Source organism: Acinetobacter sp. YH12052, from assembly GCF_013419835.1.
Lineage (GTDB): Bacteria > Pseudomonadota > Gammaproteobacteria > Pseudomonadales > Moraxellaceae > Acinetobacter > Acinetobacter amyesii.
On the sequence record NZ_VOZI01000002.1, the window covers coordinates 122,143 to 139,257 of the forward strand.

Below are 17,115 nucleotides of genomic sequence, written 5' to 3' on the forward strand. Positions count from 1 at the left end.
TACATCACTTTAAAAGTATCTATTTCGTGGAACTCATTACTTTCTTAATTATTGGCGCATTTGCAGGTTTTGCTGCGGGGCTGTTTGGCGTTGGCGGCGGTACTATCATTGTGCCTTTGCTCTATATTGTTTTTAGCCAAATGGGCTATAGTCCCGATGTGATTATGCATTTGGCGCTCGGCACATCTTTGGCTACGATTGTTGTGACATCGATCAGCTCCTTGATGGCGCACAATAAAAATGGTGCTGTGATTTGGCCTGTATTTAAAAATTTAGCTCCGTATATGGCGATTGGTTGTTTTGCTGGTGCTGGGATTGCAGGCTGGCTGTCAGGCTTACATTTGCAAATGATTGTCGGTGTGTTTTTACTTTGGGTGGCTTATACCATGTTTATGGGAGCAAAAAAGCCATTCGATCCAAACAAAACACTGCCATCTACAGCTAAGCAAATTGCAGCAGGTTCGGGTATCGGCGTTGCATCGGCCATCTTCGGGATTGGCGGCGGCAGTATTACGGTACCGTATTTAACGGCAAATGGCGTGGTGATGCAAAAAGCGGTCGGGACGTCTGCGGCTTGCGGTTTACCCATTGCCATTGCTGGTGCATTAGGCTTTATGTTTTTTGGTATGCAACAGCAAGTTGAAGTTCCAAATACCATTGGCTTTATTCATATCTATGCCTTTTTGGGCATTAGTGTGATGAGTTTCTTTACGGCTAAATATGGCGCGAAAACTGCGCATGCGCTTTCACCAGCAGTACTGAAAAAATGTTTTGCTGTGCTGTTATGTATTGTTGGATGCTTTTTTCTAGTGAAAGGCATTTTATAGAAGCCGACTGATCACAGTTAATTCATTCGAAACGTATGCTCTAGTGTGCAACAGCAAGCTAGAGCATTTTTATCTAAAGCAATTTAAGTCTTTAAAATTTCAGAGACATTATTTAAAAACTTCATTTTAAAACTGACATTTCAAAGCTCTGTGCTTTTAGAAAAAACATTAATAATCACAATACCCAATAAAATAAAGGCCAAACCAATCATGGCAGGCAGGTCTAAATTTTGTTTAAACACAATCCAGCCCACACAAGAAATCAGTACAATGCCTGCAGCGGACCACATGGCGTAGGCCAATCCCATAGGAATCGATTTAAAGGTCAAACCTAAAAAAAAGAGCGCAATGGCATATCCCAATACGGTAAAAATAATCGGCACAAGTTCAGTAAAGCCATTACTGGCTTTTAAGGCGGATGTAGCAATCACTTCGGCAATGATTGCAATGAGCAAATATATAAACGACATTGATTTCCTATAGACATTCTATTGCATGGTGCAAGAGGTGCTGTTTTTCATTTCGTAACCAATCTGTACTTTCTGTCGTGGTATCAGTGCGATGCTGAAATGCATAATGTGGAACATAAATATCCACCTCAAATATCAGCTGCATTGCTTGACCGTTAATAATTAGGTTTTGCTTTAAATGTGTTTCATCAATAAATTCAAAATGATCAAAATTAAGTGATTGATCTTGCTGAGAGAAAGTCGTTGTATAGTACTTATGCAGACCATCTACAGCGATGGATACTTCAAAGCTTTCAATCACTTTTTCATACATAGTAGGTGCAGATGATATGTTGACGCTGGCAACTGTTTGCTGATCTGCAGGTAAACGACTCAGTGCAAAGGCCACATGCTTATCACAAATAATTAAACCGCCATCCATCTGCAAGGGTTGATGACTTTCTACATCGAGGGCTGACTTCAACCGCAGGCCTAAGAATAGCCCTTCATGCACTTGTTGACGCCAGTCTTCGACATAGGCATTGCTTGGAGAGAATTCTAAAATACAGTTGCCAATCGCATGTAGTTTTGCAGGTTCTGGCCATTGCACATGATTTTGATAATTTGAGTGTGCTTTAACATCCCAAGACAATAATTGCTTTTCAGCATTCCAAAGGGTATTTCCAATCCATCCTTGACGCTCATTCACTGGCGTATTTTCACGGCTTTTTAAACGTAGATCGATGGTAAAACTACGTGACTGAAACCAATACACAATGGTTTTTTCATCCGTTAATCCATTCGAAAAACTAATGCTTTTACGGCGAAAAGCACCATACAAATAGTCTGGAATAGGGCCTGAAAACTCTTGGCTGGCTGGAAGCTGTTTTAAAGCTTGAAATAGATTCATGCGCTTGCTCCTTGTACTTCTGTATTTTCATCCATACCAAACGATGACAACGGCACAGCATTTCTTAGACTCAGCTCTCCTGAAGCGATACGTTTTTTGAGATAACTAAAGGTTTGCGCGGTTTGATTAAATAAATGTTCGCCACCAATTAAGGGCTGATATTTGGGCGCTTCAGTAGAATGTACAGGCTCAATAATTGTGTCGTAATTACAGGCACAGAACAGAGGGAAAGAGTAACGCTCTTCAGAGACTTTTTTAACACGGTGCTTGGTGGCCAAATATTTGCCATTCGACAAAATTTCCATCATGTCGCCAATATTCATCACCAAAGTATTTTCAATCAAAGGAATATCCATCCATTCACCTTGTTTATTTAATACCTGCAAACCCGGTGCAGTCGGCAAGAGCAGTGTAAAACACTCATAGTCTGTATGTGCGCCAATACCTTCAGCATCTTTCACTTCAGGGTTATAGGGATAATGGATTAGACGCAGTTGGCTGGTCGGATGGGTAATTTTGCGCTCAAAAAAATGCTCATCGACATTCAATGCTAAAGCAAAGGCCTGAAAAATTTGTTCGCTAATACTGCGTAAATGGCGGTAATAATCACTGACGGTACTTTTAAATGTGGCATCATCTGGCCATAAAGTAGGGCCAAGCAAAGGAAATGCTGTCGTTTCGCCGTGATAATCATAATTGACGTCATAGGCTTCTTTTAAGTCGTAGCTGTTGCCTGCAAATTGTTCTTCACCAATCGGCACATAGCCACTGTGATTTTTCGACAGTCCAATATAGTGTTGCATTTTACTGGCGGTATCTTGTTGGAAATAGCGCTTTGCCACCTGAATCAGTGATGTAGCAAAATCAAAATTGAACTGATCACCTTTTAAATATAGAAAACCAACATCTTTACAGGCTTGATCTAGTGCCTTGGCTACTTCTAAACGTTCTGACAATTCCGTGCTTTGCATTTTTGAAATATCAACAAGTGGCAAAACATAAGATTCATTCATCTTCAATTCCTATAATGTTGGCCGTCCAACGCTGTAGTACATCATTTAGGCCGTCCTAAAGATGAAGAGGGATTAATCCAGTTATTTTTGCGTACTGACTTGGGTCATACGCGGAATTTTCGGTAGGTTTTCCATCGCTGGGTCGAGCTCGTCTTCCTGCGCATGCACCAAGAAATCCACCCGTTCGCGCAGTTGTTTAAATTCAGGACTCAGCATGAGTTCAGGATTACGAGGACGGGGTAAATCGACCTCAATTATTTCTTTAATTTCACCAGGATTGGCTTTGAGCGCCACAATACGATCCGCTAATAAAATGGCTTCATCCATATCGTGGGTCACAAAAATGATGGTGATATCAATGTTTTGCCAAAGATCCATTAAATGTTTTTGCATTTTTTGACGGGTATGCGGGTCAAGCGCGCCAAACGGTTCATCCATCAATAATATTTTTGGTTCATTGACCAATGCGCGGGCAATAGCAACGCGCTGTTTCATTCCGCCAGACAGCTGATGCGGGTACTGATCTTGGTATTTTTCTAGACCAATAATATCAATCCATTCGCGGGCGTTGGATTCAGCCGAGGCATTGCTGGCACCTTTCATTAAAGGGCCAAACATCACATTTTCTTTGACCGTTTTCCATGGAAAAAGCGTGTAGCCTTGAAACACCATGCCACGCTCAGGGCTTGGTCCTTCAATGACTTGGCCATCGATCAGCAATTCACCGCTACTGTAAGGGTCAAGTCCAGCCACAATTCGGCTAAAGGTCGATTTACCGCAACCCGATGGGCCAATCACGCAGATAAATTCACGTTTATGAATCTTTAAATCCAACTGATTTAAAATAGTGCGCTCAGTCTTGCCGTGTTTAAAACTTTGTGTAAGTTTTTTTGCTTCTAAAATGACAGGGCGTGCATAAATTGCATCGAAATAAGTGGTGGCATTAAACTCTGTGCTGTTCATTATTTTGCTCCTGCTTTCCATTTAAATAGACGTTGACCGAGTTTCATTAGCACCACATCGCACACCAAACCAATCACTCCAATGATGAGGATCGCGGCATAGACATTGTCAAAGTTTTGGTAACGCGCTTGTTGAGTAATAAACCACGTAATCCCAGAGGTTGTGCCAATCAGTTCAGATACGATCAGATAAGTCCAAGCCCAGCCCAACAATACACGTAAATCGCGGTAAATGTCGGGAAGCGCCGCTGGAATCACCACATGAAATAAGCTTTTTAATTTATTGGTACCTAGCGTAAAACCTGCTTCAATCAGGCCACGGTCTACCATCCGTGTGGTATTCGCAATAATTAGAATTTGCTGAAATAGCGTACCAATCACAATAATGGCGATTTTAGGTGCATCATTAATGCCTAAAATCGCAACGGCTAAGGCACCAAAAGCAGGAGCGGGCAAGTAGCGGAAAAACTCAACAAAGGGTTCTGTCAGTTGAGATATTTTTTGAGAAAAACCGCAAAGAATACCCAGCGGAATACCGATGAGAGAGGCGATAAAAAAAGCGCTGAACACAATTTTAATACTGTGCCATAAGCTTTGATGAAACCATGGGGCATCTGGTTGGGCTGGCGGGGTAATAAAGGCTGTGACCAGCGCTTTTGCCACTTCATGCGGTGCAGGTAGATAGATTGGATTGACCAGTTTACCTTGCGGTGGTTCTGCACCTGCATTGACCGCAGATTGCGCTTCGGCATAAAACACCGCTTTGTCTACACGGCTATCGACTTGCAAATACGACACACTGCCAGACTGAGTAATTTGCACCTGTGGATGCCATAAAAATGGCAAATAACTCACTGCACACCAAATAAGCACAGGAATTAAAAATGATCCGAAGCCGAGCAATAGCTTGCTTTTCGGACTGAGCTCTCTTGCGACATAACCCATACTGACCAAGCCCCAATATTACTTTTTTAATAAAACGTAATACTGTTAAGCAATTAGAATGCCAAAGGCCTGTATGCCGTGATTTAACTGCAATTGATAAAGTTGAATGGACTAAATATCTGAAAAAGCCTGCCAAGGTAGCAGGCAAAATGATTTTTTGGATCTAGAACAATGCCAAAATGTACTTTTATGGCGCAACTAATTGCTCAAATAGCTTTTTCATGCCTTCGCTGGCACCTGCTTTAATCAGTTCATATTGCTCAGGTACACGCTGATAATCTGCTTTCGGGTCAATATAAAATGCACGGCAGCTCGGTCGAATTTGGTGAATCAATCCAGCCACAGGGTAGACCGCTAAACTCGTACCAATCGCAATAAAAATATCCGCGCTTTGTACGCTTATGCTGGCATCGTCATAAGCTGGAACTGCTTCGCCAAACCACACCACATGGGGCCTGAGTGGATAACCAGCTGGGCATTTGTCTGTATCTAAATTTAAATCTGAACCTTCTACTTTAAATAGTTCTTCTGGGTGTGGAGCCTGAGGGCAAGAGCTTTTTGCGTAACGAATATTGCCATGCAGGTGCAGTACATTTCGACTGCCTGCACGTTCATGCAGATCATCAATATTCTGTGTAATAACTTGAACATCAAAAAAATCATCGAGTTCAGCAATCAATCTATGAGCTGTATTTGGCTCTGCGGCTAAAATATGTTTACGGCGTTCATTATAAAAACGCTGTACTAAAGCAGGGTCACGTGCCCAAGCTTCTGGTGTAGCAACATCTTCAATACGATGCTGTTCCCAAAGACCATCGCTGTCACGGAAAGTATTGATGCCGCTTTCTGCGCTCATACCAGCACCTGAAAACACCACAATTTTTTGCATAGATATTTAGCCTTATATTTTAATTGATGAGTCCAATGCGTACGGTTGCATGTATTGAATGGATGATTCAGCGAATTTACTGTACTCAAAATATAGCGATTACTTCAACTCAGCTGATGCAATTCTTGTAGCACCCAATCGACAAATTTTTGTATTTGCGGTGAACTGTCTTGACTCGAGTGGACCAAATAATACTTTCTGCTACCGTGCAGTTTTTTATTTGATGCAATCACCAATTCTTTTTTTCTCAGTTCTGCTTCGATCAGCATTTGTGGAATCAGTGCCATTCCCATGCCATGACTGGCGGCCACAGAAAGCATAGAAAATAATTCATGTCGCTGACCATCAAATGGTTTGGGATGCTGAAGCTGATGGGCTTGAAACCATTCTTGCCAAATACTTGGACGGGTGGTTTGCTGTAATAAGGGCAATTGAAGTAACTCTTCATCGCTTAAATTAAAACTGTGATCATCTGTCATTTCCGCAAGTGGAAAGTTGTTTTCAATCAATTTGGGGGAACAAACGGGAACCACTTCTTCATCCATTAAATAATGCGCTTGAATGCCAGGCCAATGCTCAATTTGCTGTTGCGTTCCTGCAAAAATCGCCGCGTCAAAGACATTTTCATTAAACAAAAAAGGTTTGGTACTGGTTTCCAAATGCACGGTAATTTCAGGATGCTGTGCATTTAATTTATGTAATTTTGGCAACAGCCAACGTGTGGCAAAGGTTGGGACAACACCGAGCTTTAAAGTACCGCCTAAGCCTTTGTGCGTCATGATATCTGAGGTGCTTTTTTCGATGCCTTGCAAAAAGGGTTTAATACTTTTTGCATATTGCTTGCCTGCTTCTGTGAGATCGACACCGTGACGTGTTCGGCTAAATAGCATGACACCTAAGTACTCTTCAAGCTGCTGAATTTGGCGTGACACGGCACTTTGCGTAATAAATAACTCTTGAGAAGCATGCGTATAACTTGCGTGTTTTGCAGCAGATTCAAAGCAAATTAAGCTTTGCAAAGACGGAATATTACGCCGCATAGATAAAGTCCTTTTTATCGATAGGTATCACAAAATGGCATATAAGAATGATTTTCATATACCACTATAGTCTATAAATAAAGCAATCCGCAGTTCAAATCAGTGGCTAAAGTGCTTAACACGCTGTGAGCCAAGCTTAGGTATGCGAAAGGCGCATATCTACATGCAAATTAATCGTTTGAATGAATCACTTTTCACACATAGCATCAAATAAAACAACGAAAACCTGAAAAAGCAGAGGATGCGATGAATCAAATGGTCAATGTAAAAAAAGCAAAAGTACAATTTAACTGGCAAGACCCGTTTCTTTTGGAACAGCAATTAACTGAAGAAGAACGCATGATCCGTGATACTGCACATGCTTACTGCCAAGAGCGTTTACAGCCACGTGTACTCGAACAATTTCGACATGAAAAAACTGATGCATCAATTTTCCGAGAAATGGGTGAGCTTGGCTTACTTGGCCCAACGATTCCAGAGCAATACGGCGGCGCAGGTCTAAACTATGTTAGCTATGGATTAGTTGCACGTGAAATTGAATATGTAGATTCTGGCTACCGCTCTATGGCCAGCGTGCAAAGTTCTTTGGTGATGGTGCCAATTAATGAATTTGGCTCTGAAGAGCAAAAACAGAAATACCTGCCAAAGTTGGCAACAGGCGAGTACATTGGCTGTTTCGGCCTGACTGAGCCTGATCATGGCTCTGACCCGGGTAGCATGATTACTCGTGCAAAAAAAGTGGATGGTGGTTACCGTCTAACTGGCGCAAAAATGTGGATTACCAACAGCCCAATTGCCGATGTGTTTGTGGTTTGGGCGAAAGAAGTATCGCCTGAAGGTCATGTAGGAGACATTCGTGGTTTTATTTTGGAAAAAGGCTGGGAAGGGCTATCAGCACCAGCGATTCACGGTAAAGTTGGCTTACGTGCCTCGATTACTGGTGAAATTGTCATGGACAATGTTTTTGTCCCTGAAGAGAACGCTTTTCCAGAAGTACGTGGTTTAAAAGGTCCATTTACCTGTCTAAACAGTGCACGTTATGGTATCGCTTGGGGCGTAATGGGTGCTGCTGAGTTCTGCTGGCACACAGCGCACCAATACACCATGGACCGCAAACAGTTCGGTCGACCATTGGCGGCGAATCAGCTGATTCAAAAGAAATTGGCGGATATGCAAACTGAGATTGCCTTGGGGCTACAAGCTGCGCTTCGCTTTGGACGTATGAAAGATGAAGGTTTAGCTGCAGTAGAAGGCACATCACTCATTAAACGTAACAACTGTGGCAAGGCTTTAGATATTGCCCGTGTTGCGCGTGACATGATGGGTGGTAACGGCATTTCTGATGAGTTTGGTGTTGCCCGCCATTTGGTTAACCTCGAAGTCGTCAACACTTATGAAGGCACACATGATGTACATGCACTGATTCTAGGTCGTGCGCAAACAGGCATCGCGGCTTTTGGTAACTAATTGAATTCAATATCAATAAGGTGCTCTACATAGAGTGCCTTAGAGACTTTTTATGCAAAAATAAACTTAATCAATAAAGGATTCATCGTGAAACACTCTTGTAACTCTGTGCAATAGCCTGAGCAGTGATGAAATAAAAAGAATAAAAAAGGCAAATGTGCAGACATAGGAATGCCGATGACTCATTTGGGAAAATGAGGAACAAGAAATGAATAACGAAATGCAAAACGGAGCAGGAACGCTCAAATTGCCTTCTAACGTGGGCACGATGCATCGTATTACCAGCAACACTTGGAAAATGGCCTTTATTTTTGCCTTTATTTCCTTGGTGATTGATGGTGTAGACATCATGTTGCTGTCATTCAGTCTCACCAGTTTAAAGGCTGAATTTGGTTTAAGTACATTTCAAGCAGGAATGCTTGGCAGCTCTTCTTTAGCAGGGATGGCGCTGGGAGGTATTTCTGGTGGATGGGCGTGCGATAAATTTGGTCGTGTGAAAACTATTGCTTGGTCAGTAGTATTTTTCTCAATCATGACATGTATTTTAGGCTTTACCCAAAGCTATGAACAATTTTTAATTTTACGTTTTATTGGCGCTTTTGGTTTGGGTTCACTTTATATGGCGTGTAATACGCTCATGGCAGAATATGTACCAACCAAATACCGCACAACGGTACTTGGGACTTTGCAAACGGGTCAAACCGTGGGGTATATCGTTGCAACGCTGATGGCGGGTGCCATTATTCCAGATCACGGCTGGCGCATGCTATTTTATGTCACGATTATTCCTGCTGCTTTTGCCCTGATCTTTATGCGTTTTGTTCCTGAACCAAAATCTTGGCAGGAAGCAAAAATTGAGCAGCTAAAACGCCGTGAATTAAAACTTGAACCTGTACAGCAGCAAGCTGCAGTCAATCAAAATGCACCTTCTGAAAGTATTTATAAACGTATTTTTGGACACACTAATCATCGCAAAATGTTCTTCTTTTGGATGTCGACCGCTGCATTTCTACAATTCGGTTATTACGGTGTTAACAACTGGATGCCAACGTATCTAGAAACTGAACTCAGCATGAACTTTAAAGCCATGACAGGCTATATGGTAGGTGCATATACCGCCATGATTCTGGGTAAAATTTTAGCCGGCTATGCCGCTGACAAGTTCGGACGTCGTATTACCTTTGTGTTTGGTACGGTAGCTACGGCAGCATTTTTACCGATCATCATTTTCTATAACACACCAAGCAACATTGCCTATTTACTCGTAACTTTTGGTTTCTTATACGGTATTCCATACGGTGTAAATGCAACTTATATGGCAGAAAGTTTCTCTACGGATGTGTGCGGAACAGCCATTGGCGGTGCTTACAATATGGGACGCTTAGGCGCAGCCATTGCACCTGCAACCATTGGTATGATTGCCGCTGGCGGATCGTTCACCATGGCCTTTATTGTAATGGGAGCTGCGTACTTTATTGCAGGTGTTATTCCTGGCTTGTTCATTCGTGAACGTCAATATGACCCGCAACAAGCATCGTTTTCTTCAGATGCGGAAAAAGAAAAACTGACCAGTTTAAGTTTAGATACACATGCTGCTGATGCAGCGCAAAAAACTAATGCAAAAACTGCAACAGCAAAATAAATAAAAAGATCTGTGCCATAGCTCAATACTATGGCACATCTGGAGTGAACTATGGGTGCATTAAAAGGAATTCGAGTATTGGACTTAAGCCGTGTTTTGGCAGGTCCTTGGTGCGGTCAAATATTGGCTGATTTAGGTGCAGAGGTAATCAAAATTGAGCGTCCTAAAGTCGGAGATGATACCCGTATGTGGGGACCACCTTGGATGCAAAATCAGCAAGGTCAAGCGACGAAAGAATCAGGCTATTACCAATGTGCGAACCGTAATAAATATTCTGTAGCCATTGATATTGCCAGTGAAGAAGGGCAAACCCTAGTCCGTGAAATTGCCCAAACTGCAGATGTCGTGATTGAAAACTACAAAGCAGGTTCACTTGCCAAATATGGTTTGGATTATGCATCGCTCAGTGCGCTAAATCCAAATATCGTATATTGCTCAATTACAGGTTTTGGTCAGGATGGGCCTCGCGCGGAAGAACCGGGCTATGACTTTATTATTCAAGGTATGTCCGGCTTAATGAGTATTACTGGTGAATCTGATGATGTAATCGGTGGCGGAGCACAAAAGGTGGGGGTCGCTGTAGTCGACATTCAGACCGGACTGTACTCAACGATTGCCATTCAGGCGGCATTGTTGGCGCGGCAGCATACTGGACGCGGTCAATATATTGATATGTCTTTACTCGATGTACAGGTGGCAGCTTTAGCCAATCAAGGTATGAACTATTTGACCTCAGGTAAAGCACCCAAGCGTATGGGAAATAATCACCCGAATATTGTGCCGTATCAAACTTTTAAAGCCAAAGATAAGGAATTTATTATTGCCTGTGGTAACGACAAGCAATTTAAAGACTTGTGTATTGCGATTGGCTATACAGAACTGTTAGATCAGCCGAACTATTTACGTAATCAAGATCGGGTAAAACACCGTGATGAATTGATTCCATTATTGAGTGCCTTTTTTCTGACTCAAGATGCTCAAGTTTGGGTCGATGCGATTCATGCGGTAAAAGTGCCAGTCGGTGTAATCAACTCTGTAGACGACGCATTAAATGAACCACAAATTCAACACCGTAACATGGTAGTGAATATTCCACATGCTTTAAATCATGATTTTAAAGTGATTGGTTCACCGATGAAGTTATCTGATACACCTGTGGAATACCGTCATGCACCACCACAGTTAGGACAGCACACGACAGAAATTTTGTCCCAATATAGAACTGAAGCTGAATTAAATGAATTGGCTGCACAAGGTATTATTGATCAACTCAGTCATCCTGCAGCTTAAAATTTCCTAATTAAATTTTGGAATAGACCTCGTGCATAAATCATTTTTTGAACTTTTAAAATTCATGTTTTAAATTCCCTCTCCTTTCAGGAGAGGGTTAGGGAGAGGTTGTTTTATGCTCAATCTTACAGAGCATGCTCCTCATCCCAAACGGAGATGGGGCTTTTATTGACAATTTAAGTACCGATTAATGATTATTTTTTGCTTTTTGAAAAAGCACTAATATTTGGGCATTAAAAGTATCGTCAAAATTAAAAGTTTAGACCGAAGGACTCCAATACTTCGGTCTTTTTGATCATGCCGCAAGTAAGGCTTTTGCTGCTACACGGTGTTTGGCCTGAAGTTCATCGACATCAACATTGACCAAGCTTTGATTTTTGACGACCCAATCACCTTTGACCATGACATGTTCAGCACGGTCTGCACCACAGAGTAGCAAAGCAGCGATCGGATCATGTGAGCCTGAAAAACGAATGTCATCTAAACGGTAAAATGCAAAATCAGCTTGGAAGCCTTCAGCGATATGCCCCAAGTGTTGCTCACGCCCCAACAGCTGTGCTGAGCCATGTGTTGCCCAGCTCAATGCAAGCTCAGGTGTGATCTTTTCTGCACCATATTTTAAGCGCTGTAAGTACATGGCTTGACGCGCTTCAAGTAGTAAGTTTGATGCATCACCCGACGCTGAGCCATCTACGCCTAAACCAATTTTGCTTCCTGCTTGGGTTAAATCGAGTGTTGGACAAATGCCAGAGGCAAGGCGCATATTGGAATGTGGGCAATGGCAAATTCCTACTTTGGCTTGTCCTAAACGTCGAATTTCATCTGCATTAAAATGAATGCCATGCGCTAACCAAGTACGCTCATTCAGCCATCCTACACTTTCCAAATAATCAACGGTGCGCATGCCAAACATCTGTAGACAGAAATTTTCTTCATCTATGGTTTCTGCCAAATGCGTGTGTAGACGCACATCGAGTGCTGCTGCAAGTTTGGCACTTTCACGCATAATGTCTTGCGTCACTGAAAAAGGCGAGCAAGGTGCAAGGGCAATATTCACCATGGCGTCTTCCTGCCGTTGATGATACTTCGATACCAAACGTTCAGAGTCTTTTAAGATGATGTCCATGTCCTGAACGGTATGCTGCGGAGGAAGACCGCCGGCATCTTCACCTAAACTCATCGAACCACGAGTAAGCATCACTCGTATACCTAAGTCTTGTGCTGCATTGACTTGTACATCGATGGCACGGTTCAGTTGATTTGGAAATAAATAATGATGATCCGCAGCGAAGGTACATCCCGACAGTAATAATTCTGCTAAAGCCACTTGAGTCGCCAAGTGTAATTGCTCTGGGTTTAATTTGGCCCAAATTGGGTACAAAGTTTTTAGCCATGGAAATAATGGTGCATTGACCACGGGTGCCCACGCACGTGTCAGTGTTTGGTAAAAATGATGATGGCTATTGATCAGGCCTGGGAGCATGACCAAATCTTTTGCATAAAATATTTCGTCATAAGCTTGACGGGGCAGCGCATTTAACCCAACCAGCTCAATAATTTTTCCTTGAGAAATCAGTACACCACCACGAGCGTCCTGATCATTGGCAGTAAATACCGCAAGCGGATTTTTTATCCAAACTATAGTCATAACAAAATCCTGATCAAAGAAAACAATGGATTTTGAGCAATTTCCATACCACTGAAATTTTAAAAAATGCAACTTAAAGCTGATTTCAGCAATATTTAGGCTATATGCCTATAAATTAATTATAAAAAACATGTGTTTACATAAGAATGATTTTTCTGTTCTAATTTTTAGAAAGAATCTTCAAAAACTTAGCAATAGACCAAACAGTTAAAGCAACTTATTTATTGCATGGCGAACATCAATAAGTGATGAGGATCTTTGCATTATAAATAAGTAATTATTTATTTAAAAAAATAATGCTATTTATAATCAAAAAAAATATTTTAAATTTGATTGGGTTTAATTTTATCCAAGATAATTTTTTTAAAATATATCCTTCATTTTAAAATGTATCGCATCAAATATATTTTAAACACTGTGGGGAAATAGAATGAGTTTTAAATTAAAAACATTGGTCAAAACGATTTTAGTCTTCTCGACAGTTGGTATGCTGGGTTTGAGTCAATCATATGCAGCGGATAAGGCCGCTTTTGTATATTTGGGTCCAACCAGTGACCATGGGTGGTCATATTCACATGAACAAGGACGCATCAAGGCAGACAAAGCTTTAGCTGGAAAATATAAAACTAAGTATATCGAAAATGTACCTGAAACTGCCGATGCAGAGCGTGTTATCCGTAACTTGGCACAACAAGGTAACAAAGTCATTTTCGGTACATCATTTGGTTATATGAACTCGATGGAAAAAGTTGCGAAACAATTTCCTAAAACAGTCTTTATGCACGCAACGGGTTATAAACAAGGAAAAAATTTAGGTGTGTACGAACTTCGCACTTATGAAGGGGCGTATATGCTTGGTGTGGTTGCGGGGCAAAAGACCAAAACCAATACCATTGGTGTCGTCGCGTCATTTCCAATTCCCGAAGTCGTTCGAAACATCAATGCCTATACTTTAGGTGCGCAGAGTGTAAACCCGAAGGTCAAAACCAAAGTAATTTGGGCCAATACATGGTTCAACCCCGGTAAAGAGCGTGAAGCAGCATTGGCATTAATCGCTCAAAAAGCAGATGTGTTGATGCAAAATACCGATTCGCCTGCTGTAGTACAAGCCGCACAACAAAAAGGGGTGTATGCATTTGGCTGGAACTCAGATATGAGTAAATTTGGAGCGAAAGCACACCTTGCAGCAGCAGTGTTACATTGGGAAAAAATCTATGAACCTGTGATGAAACAAGTCGCGGCAAATACATGGAAGCCTTCGGCGATCAAGTATGGCGTAAAACAAAGTGCTGTAAATATTGAAAACTTTGGTCCAGAAACGACGGCTGCGATGAAAACCAAAGCCATTGCAGTACGTGATTCATTACGTACTGGGGCATTACATCCATTTACAGGACCGATTTATAAACAAGATGGCAGTCTACTGGTCGCAAAAGGCAAAACATTGACGGATATCGATTTGTCTAAAATGAACTACTATGTCAAAGGTGTAGATGGGTCACTACCTAAATAAGAATTTGATAAACAATACATTTTAAAATATTGCAAGTTGCAAGAGAGGCAACTTGCTCTACATAGGTCGAGTGATTATGAGTATTCCCGTAATTGATTTAGCGCAGGCATTGACGCCTTCCTCAGCCAATATCTCGGATGTGGTAGAAAAGTTAAGAGCGGCAGCAACCAGTTCAGGTTTTTTCTATGTAAAAAATCATGGAATATCATCAACGCTGATTCAACGTCAGTTTGAGTTGGCAGCTAAAATTTTTGCATTGCCATTGGCAACAAAACTTAAATATGATCAGAGTTTGAATGATAGCCATTTGGGCTTTGAACAGCTTGCAGCGCAAAAGTCAGACTACAGCGCAAAGCCAGATATTAAGGAAGGTTTCTATTGTGCAAAAAATTATCCGACAGATCATCCCTATGTTTTAGCCAAATATCAGGGTTATGGCATTAATCAATGGCCGAGTGCTGAAGTACCTGAAATGGAACAGTTTTGTCAGGAGTATATAGCTCAGCTAAATGGCCTAGCACAGCGCATTATGCAACTCTTAGCACTGTCTTTATCTTTAGATGAAGGCTATTTTGATGACTGTTGTATCGACCCCATGATTACCCTAAAAATGCTCTGTTATCCACCGCATCCTGTCGGTGCAGATGAATATAGCTTTGGCGTTGGAGCACATACTGATTGGGGCTCCATCACGATTTTAGCGCAAGATGAATGTGGTGGACTTGAGGTTTGTTTACCAGATTGCACATGGGTTGCAGCGCCACCGATCAAAGATACGTTTATTGTCAATTTAGGCGATCTGATCCCACGTTGGAGTAATGACCTGTACAAATCAAATCCACATCGTGTTAGAAATTTATTTTCAAAAGGTCAGTCTCGCTATTCGATTCCATTTTTTTATGGGCCGAATTACATGACGCCAATCAATGCCTTACCAGGAACGGTGAAAGATGGTGAAATTTACCGTTATGCACCCTGTACGGCTGGTGAACACATGGAACAAATGTATCAGCAAGCTTATGATTTAAGTCTAGAAGAACAATCAGTATTGGAAAAAATCATTTAATCTCTCATTCTAATTTCATGTTTTCCTTTTATAGCCCTTCGTTCAGCCCGATAGGGCTTTTTTTATGATCAACATAAAATCGATTTGTTATTAAATAATAATCTTTTAAATAAAATTCATGGATTCGATTTATATATATAAATTCACCTTTATTTTAATTATTCAATTTTATTTAAAATATATTTTTATTTTAAAATAAATATTGGAACGATATTTGCTAACTATAAATAGAAAATCGCATTTATGCAGAATAATTTTAGCTTTTTATAAATTAGATCAAGTTTTTAATGTTTTAGGTGGAACGAAATGATGCAACAGAAAAGCTTTGTAAGCCGTTTAAAAAAAATGGCACTGATATTTAGCGCAGCAGGTCTCTGTGGTGCAGGCTTGATAACTCAGCTACACGCCGCAGATAAAGCAGCCTTTGTATACATTGGCCCAACTAGTGATCATGGATGGACCTATTCACATGATCAGGGGCGCATTAAAGCTCAAAAGGCCTTAGCTGGAAAATATACAACCACACATATTGAAAATGTCCCTGAAACCGCCGATGCCGAACGTGTAATCCGAAATTTAGCGCAACAGGGCAATAAAGTTATTTTTGGGACGTCTTTTGGTTATATGAACCAAATGGAAAAAGTGGCAAAACAATTTCCAAATACCGTCTTTATGCATGCGACAGGTTATAAACAAGGCAAAAATCTTGGGGTTTATGACGTACGTACTTATGAAGGTGCATACATGCTCGGTGTTGTCGCAGGACAGCAAACGAAAAGCAACATCTTAGGTGTCGTTGGTTCATTTCCAATTCCAGAAGTTATACGTAATATCAATGCTTACACACGTGGTGCACAAAGCGTCAATCCTAAAATTAAAACCAAAGTGATTTGGGTCAATTCATGGTTTAACCCAGGCAAAGAACGTGATGCAGCTTTAGCACTGATTTCTCAAAAAGCAGATGTGTTGATGCAAAACACGGATTCTCCAGCCGTGGTGCAAGCAGCACAACAAAAAGGCGTATATGCCTTTGGTTGGGACTCAGATATGAGCAAGTTTGGACCTAAAGCACAATTGGCGGCTTCAGTGTTGCACTGGGAAAAAATCTATACCCCAGTCATGCAGCAAGTCGCAAATAAAACATGGAAACCAAGTGCAATTTGGTATGGCGTGAAACAAGATGCGGTCAAAATTGAAGCCTTTGCACCATTTTTAGCACCTGCTGTTAAGCAAAAAGCCTTAAGCGTACAAACCGCAATTCAAACTGGAAAATTACATCCATTTGCAGGCCCTGTATATAAACAAGATGGCAGTTTAGCGCTCGCTCAAGGTAAAAACATGACTGATGCTGATCTCAACAAAATGAATTATTACGTGAAAGGCGTAGAAGGGGTTTTACCTAAATAATTTTGAAACATACAAGCTGTGACCAAAAGTGCATCTCACTTTTGGTC

15 protein-coding genes are annotated in these 17,115 nt (G+C 41.3%); 7 read left to right on the forward strand and 8 right to left on the reverse strand.

Going from position 1 to position 17,115, the window contains the following annotated elements; genetic code table 11:
* The first annotated feature begins 26 nt into the window (after nucleotides 1-26).
* A complete protein-coding gene (locus tag FTU06_RS01830; protein WP_180144551.1) occupies nucleotides 27-827 on the forward strand; it encodes a sulfite exporter TauE/SafE family protein in 801 nt (266 codons plus the stop codon).
* A 140-nt stretch (nucleotides 828-967) separates the two neighbouring features.
* On the opposite strand, the gene FTU06_RS01835 is transcribed toward FTU06_RS01830, so the two are convergent.
* The 7 genes from FTU06_RS01835 to FTU06_RS01865 all read right to left on the reverse strand — a co-directional run bounded on the left by FTU06_RS01835 (nucleotide 968) and on the right by FTU06_RS01865 (nucleotide 7,035).
* Nucleotides 968-1,297, reverse strand: a complete 330-nt coding sequence (locus tag FTU06_RS01835; protein WP_168377505.1) for a multidrug efflux SMR transporter — start codon at nucleotides 1,295-1,297, stop codon at nucleotides 968-970.
* Nucleotides 1,298-1,304: 7 nt separating this feature from the next.
* Nucleotides 1,305-2,186: a hypothetical protein gene (locus FTU06_RS01840; RefSeq protein ID WP_180144554.1), complete on the reverse strand. Its 882-nt coding sequence runs from the start codon at nucleotides 2,184-2,186 to the stop codon at nucleotides 1,305-1,307.
* A complete protein-coding gene (locus tag FTU06_RS01845; RefSeq protein WP_180144557.1) occupies nucleotides 2,183-3,199 on the reverse strand; it encodes an isopenicillin N synthase family oxygenase in 1,017 nt (338 codons plus the stop codon). Before FTU06_RS01845 ends, FTU06_RS01840 begins: the two co-directional genes overlap by 4 nt.
* Nucleotides 3,200-3,280: 81 nt before the next feature.
* A complete protein-coding gene (locus FTU06_RS01850) occupies nucleotides 3,281-4,162 on the reverse strand; it encodes an ABC transporter ATP-binding protein (protein WP_106984398.1) in 882 nt (293 codons plus the stop codon).
* A complete protein-coding gene (locus tag FTU06_RS01855) occupies nucleotides 4,162-5,106 on the reverse strand; it encodes an ABC transporter permease (RefSeq protein WP_106984397.1) in 945 nt (314 codons plus the stop codon). The genes FTU06_RS01850 and FTU06_RS01855 overlap by 1 nt, the downstream gene beginning before the upstream one ends.
* A 187-nt stretch (nucleotides 5,107-5,293) precedes the next feature.
* Complete coding sequence (locus FTU06_RS01860; protein WP_180144560.1) at nucleotides 5,294-5,995, reverse strand: Sir2 family NAD-dependent protein deacetylase; 702 nt, start codon at nucleotides 5,993-5,995, stop codon at nucleotides 5,294-5,296.
* A 104-nt stretch (nucleotides 5,996-6,099) separates the two neighbouring features.
* The gene (locus tag FTU06_RS01865) at nucleotides 6,100-7,035 is read right to left on the reverse strand and encodes a LysR substrate-binding domain-containing protein (protein ID WP_180144563.1); all 936 of its coding nucleotides are present in this window, start codon (nucleotides 7,033-7,035) and stop codon (nucleotides 6,100-6,102) included.
* Between the two features lie 246 nt (nucleotides 7,036-7,281).
* On the opposite strand from FTU06_RS01865, the gene FTU06_RS01870 reads away from it, so the two are divergent.
* The 3 genes from FTU06_RS01870 to FTU06_RS01880 all read left to right on the forward strand — a co-directional run bounded on the left by FTU06_RS01870 (nucleotide 7,282) and on the right by FTU06_RS01880 (nucleotide 11,434).
* Nucleotides 7,282-8,502 carry an acyl-CoA dehydrogenase gene (locus FTU06_RS01870; RefSeq protein ID WP_180144566.1) on the forward strand — a complete coding sequence of 407 codons (1,221 nt, stop codon included), beginning with the start codon at nucleotides 7,282-7,284 and terminating at the stop codon, nucleotides 8,500-8,502.
* A gap of 208 nt (nucleotides 8,503-8,710) precedes the next feature.
* The gene (locus tag FTU06_RS01875) at nucleotides 8,711-10,144 is read left to right on the forward strand and encodes an MFS transporter (RefSeq protein ID WP_180144569.1); all 1,434 of its coding nucleotides are present in this window, start codon (nucleotides 8,711-8,713) and stop codon (nucleotides 10,142-10,144) included.
* A gap of 51 nt (nucleotides 10,145-10,195) precedes the next feature.
* Nucleotides 10,196-11,434, forward strand: a complete 1,239-nt coding sequence (locus FTU06_RS01880; protein WP_180144572.1) for a CaiB/BaiF CoA-transferase family protein — start codon at nucleotides 10,196-10,198, stop codon at nucleotides 11,432-11,434.
* A 295-nt stretch (nucleotides 11,435-11,729) separates the two neighbouring features.
* Here the strand turns inward: FTU06_RS01880 and FTU06_RS01885 are convergent, their stop codons facing one another.
* On the reverse strand, nucleotides 11,730-13,082 hold the full coding sequence (locus tag FTU06_RS01885; RefSeq protein ID WP_180144575.1) for an 8-oxoguanine deaminase: 1,353 nt from the start codon (nucleotides 13,080-13,082) through the stop codon (nucleotides 11,730-11,732).
* A gap of 487 nt (nucleotides 13,083-13,569) precedes the next feature.
* On the opposite strand from FTU06_RS01885, the gene FTU06_RS01890 reads away from it, so the two are divergent.
* The 3 genes from FTU06_RS01890 (at nucleotide 13,570) to FTU06_RS01900 (ending at nucleotide 17,068) form a co-directional block, all read left to right on the forward strand.
* Nucleotides 13,570-14,595: a BMP family ABC transporter substrate-binding protein gene (locus tag FTU06_RS01890; protein WP_373684683.1), complete on the forward strand. Its 1,026-nt coding sequence runs from the start codon at nucleotides 13,570-13,572 to the stop codon at nucleotides 14,593-14,595.
* Between the two features lie 76 nt (nucleotides 14,596-14,671).
* Nucleotides 14,672-15,661 (forward strand): isopenicillin N synthase family oxygenase, encoded by a 990-nt coding sequence (locus tag FTU06_RS01895; protein ID WP_180144578.1) that lies wholly within the window; start codon nucleotides 14,672-14,674, stop codon nucleotides 15,659-15,661.
* 345 nt (nucleotides 15,662-16,006) lie between these two features.
* Nucleotides 16,007-17,068, forward strand: coding sequence for a BMP family ABC transporter substrate-binding protein (locus FTU06_RS01900; protein WP_373684684.1), 1,062 nt, complete (start codon nucleotides 16,007-16,009; stop codon nucleotides 17,066-17,068).
* Nucleotides 17,069-17,115 lie beyond the last annotated feature (47 nt).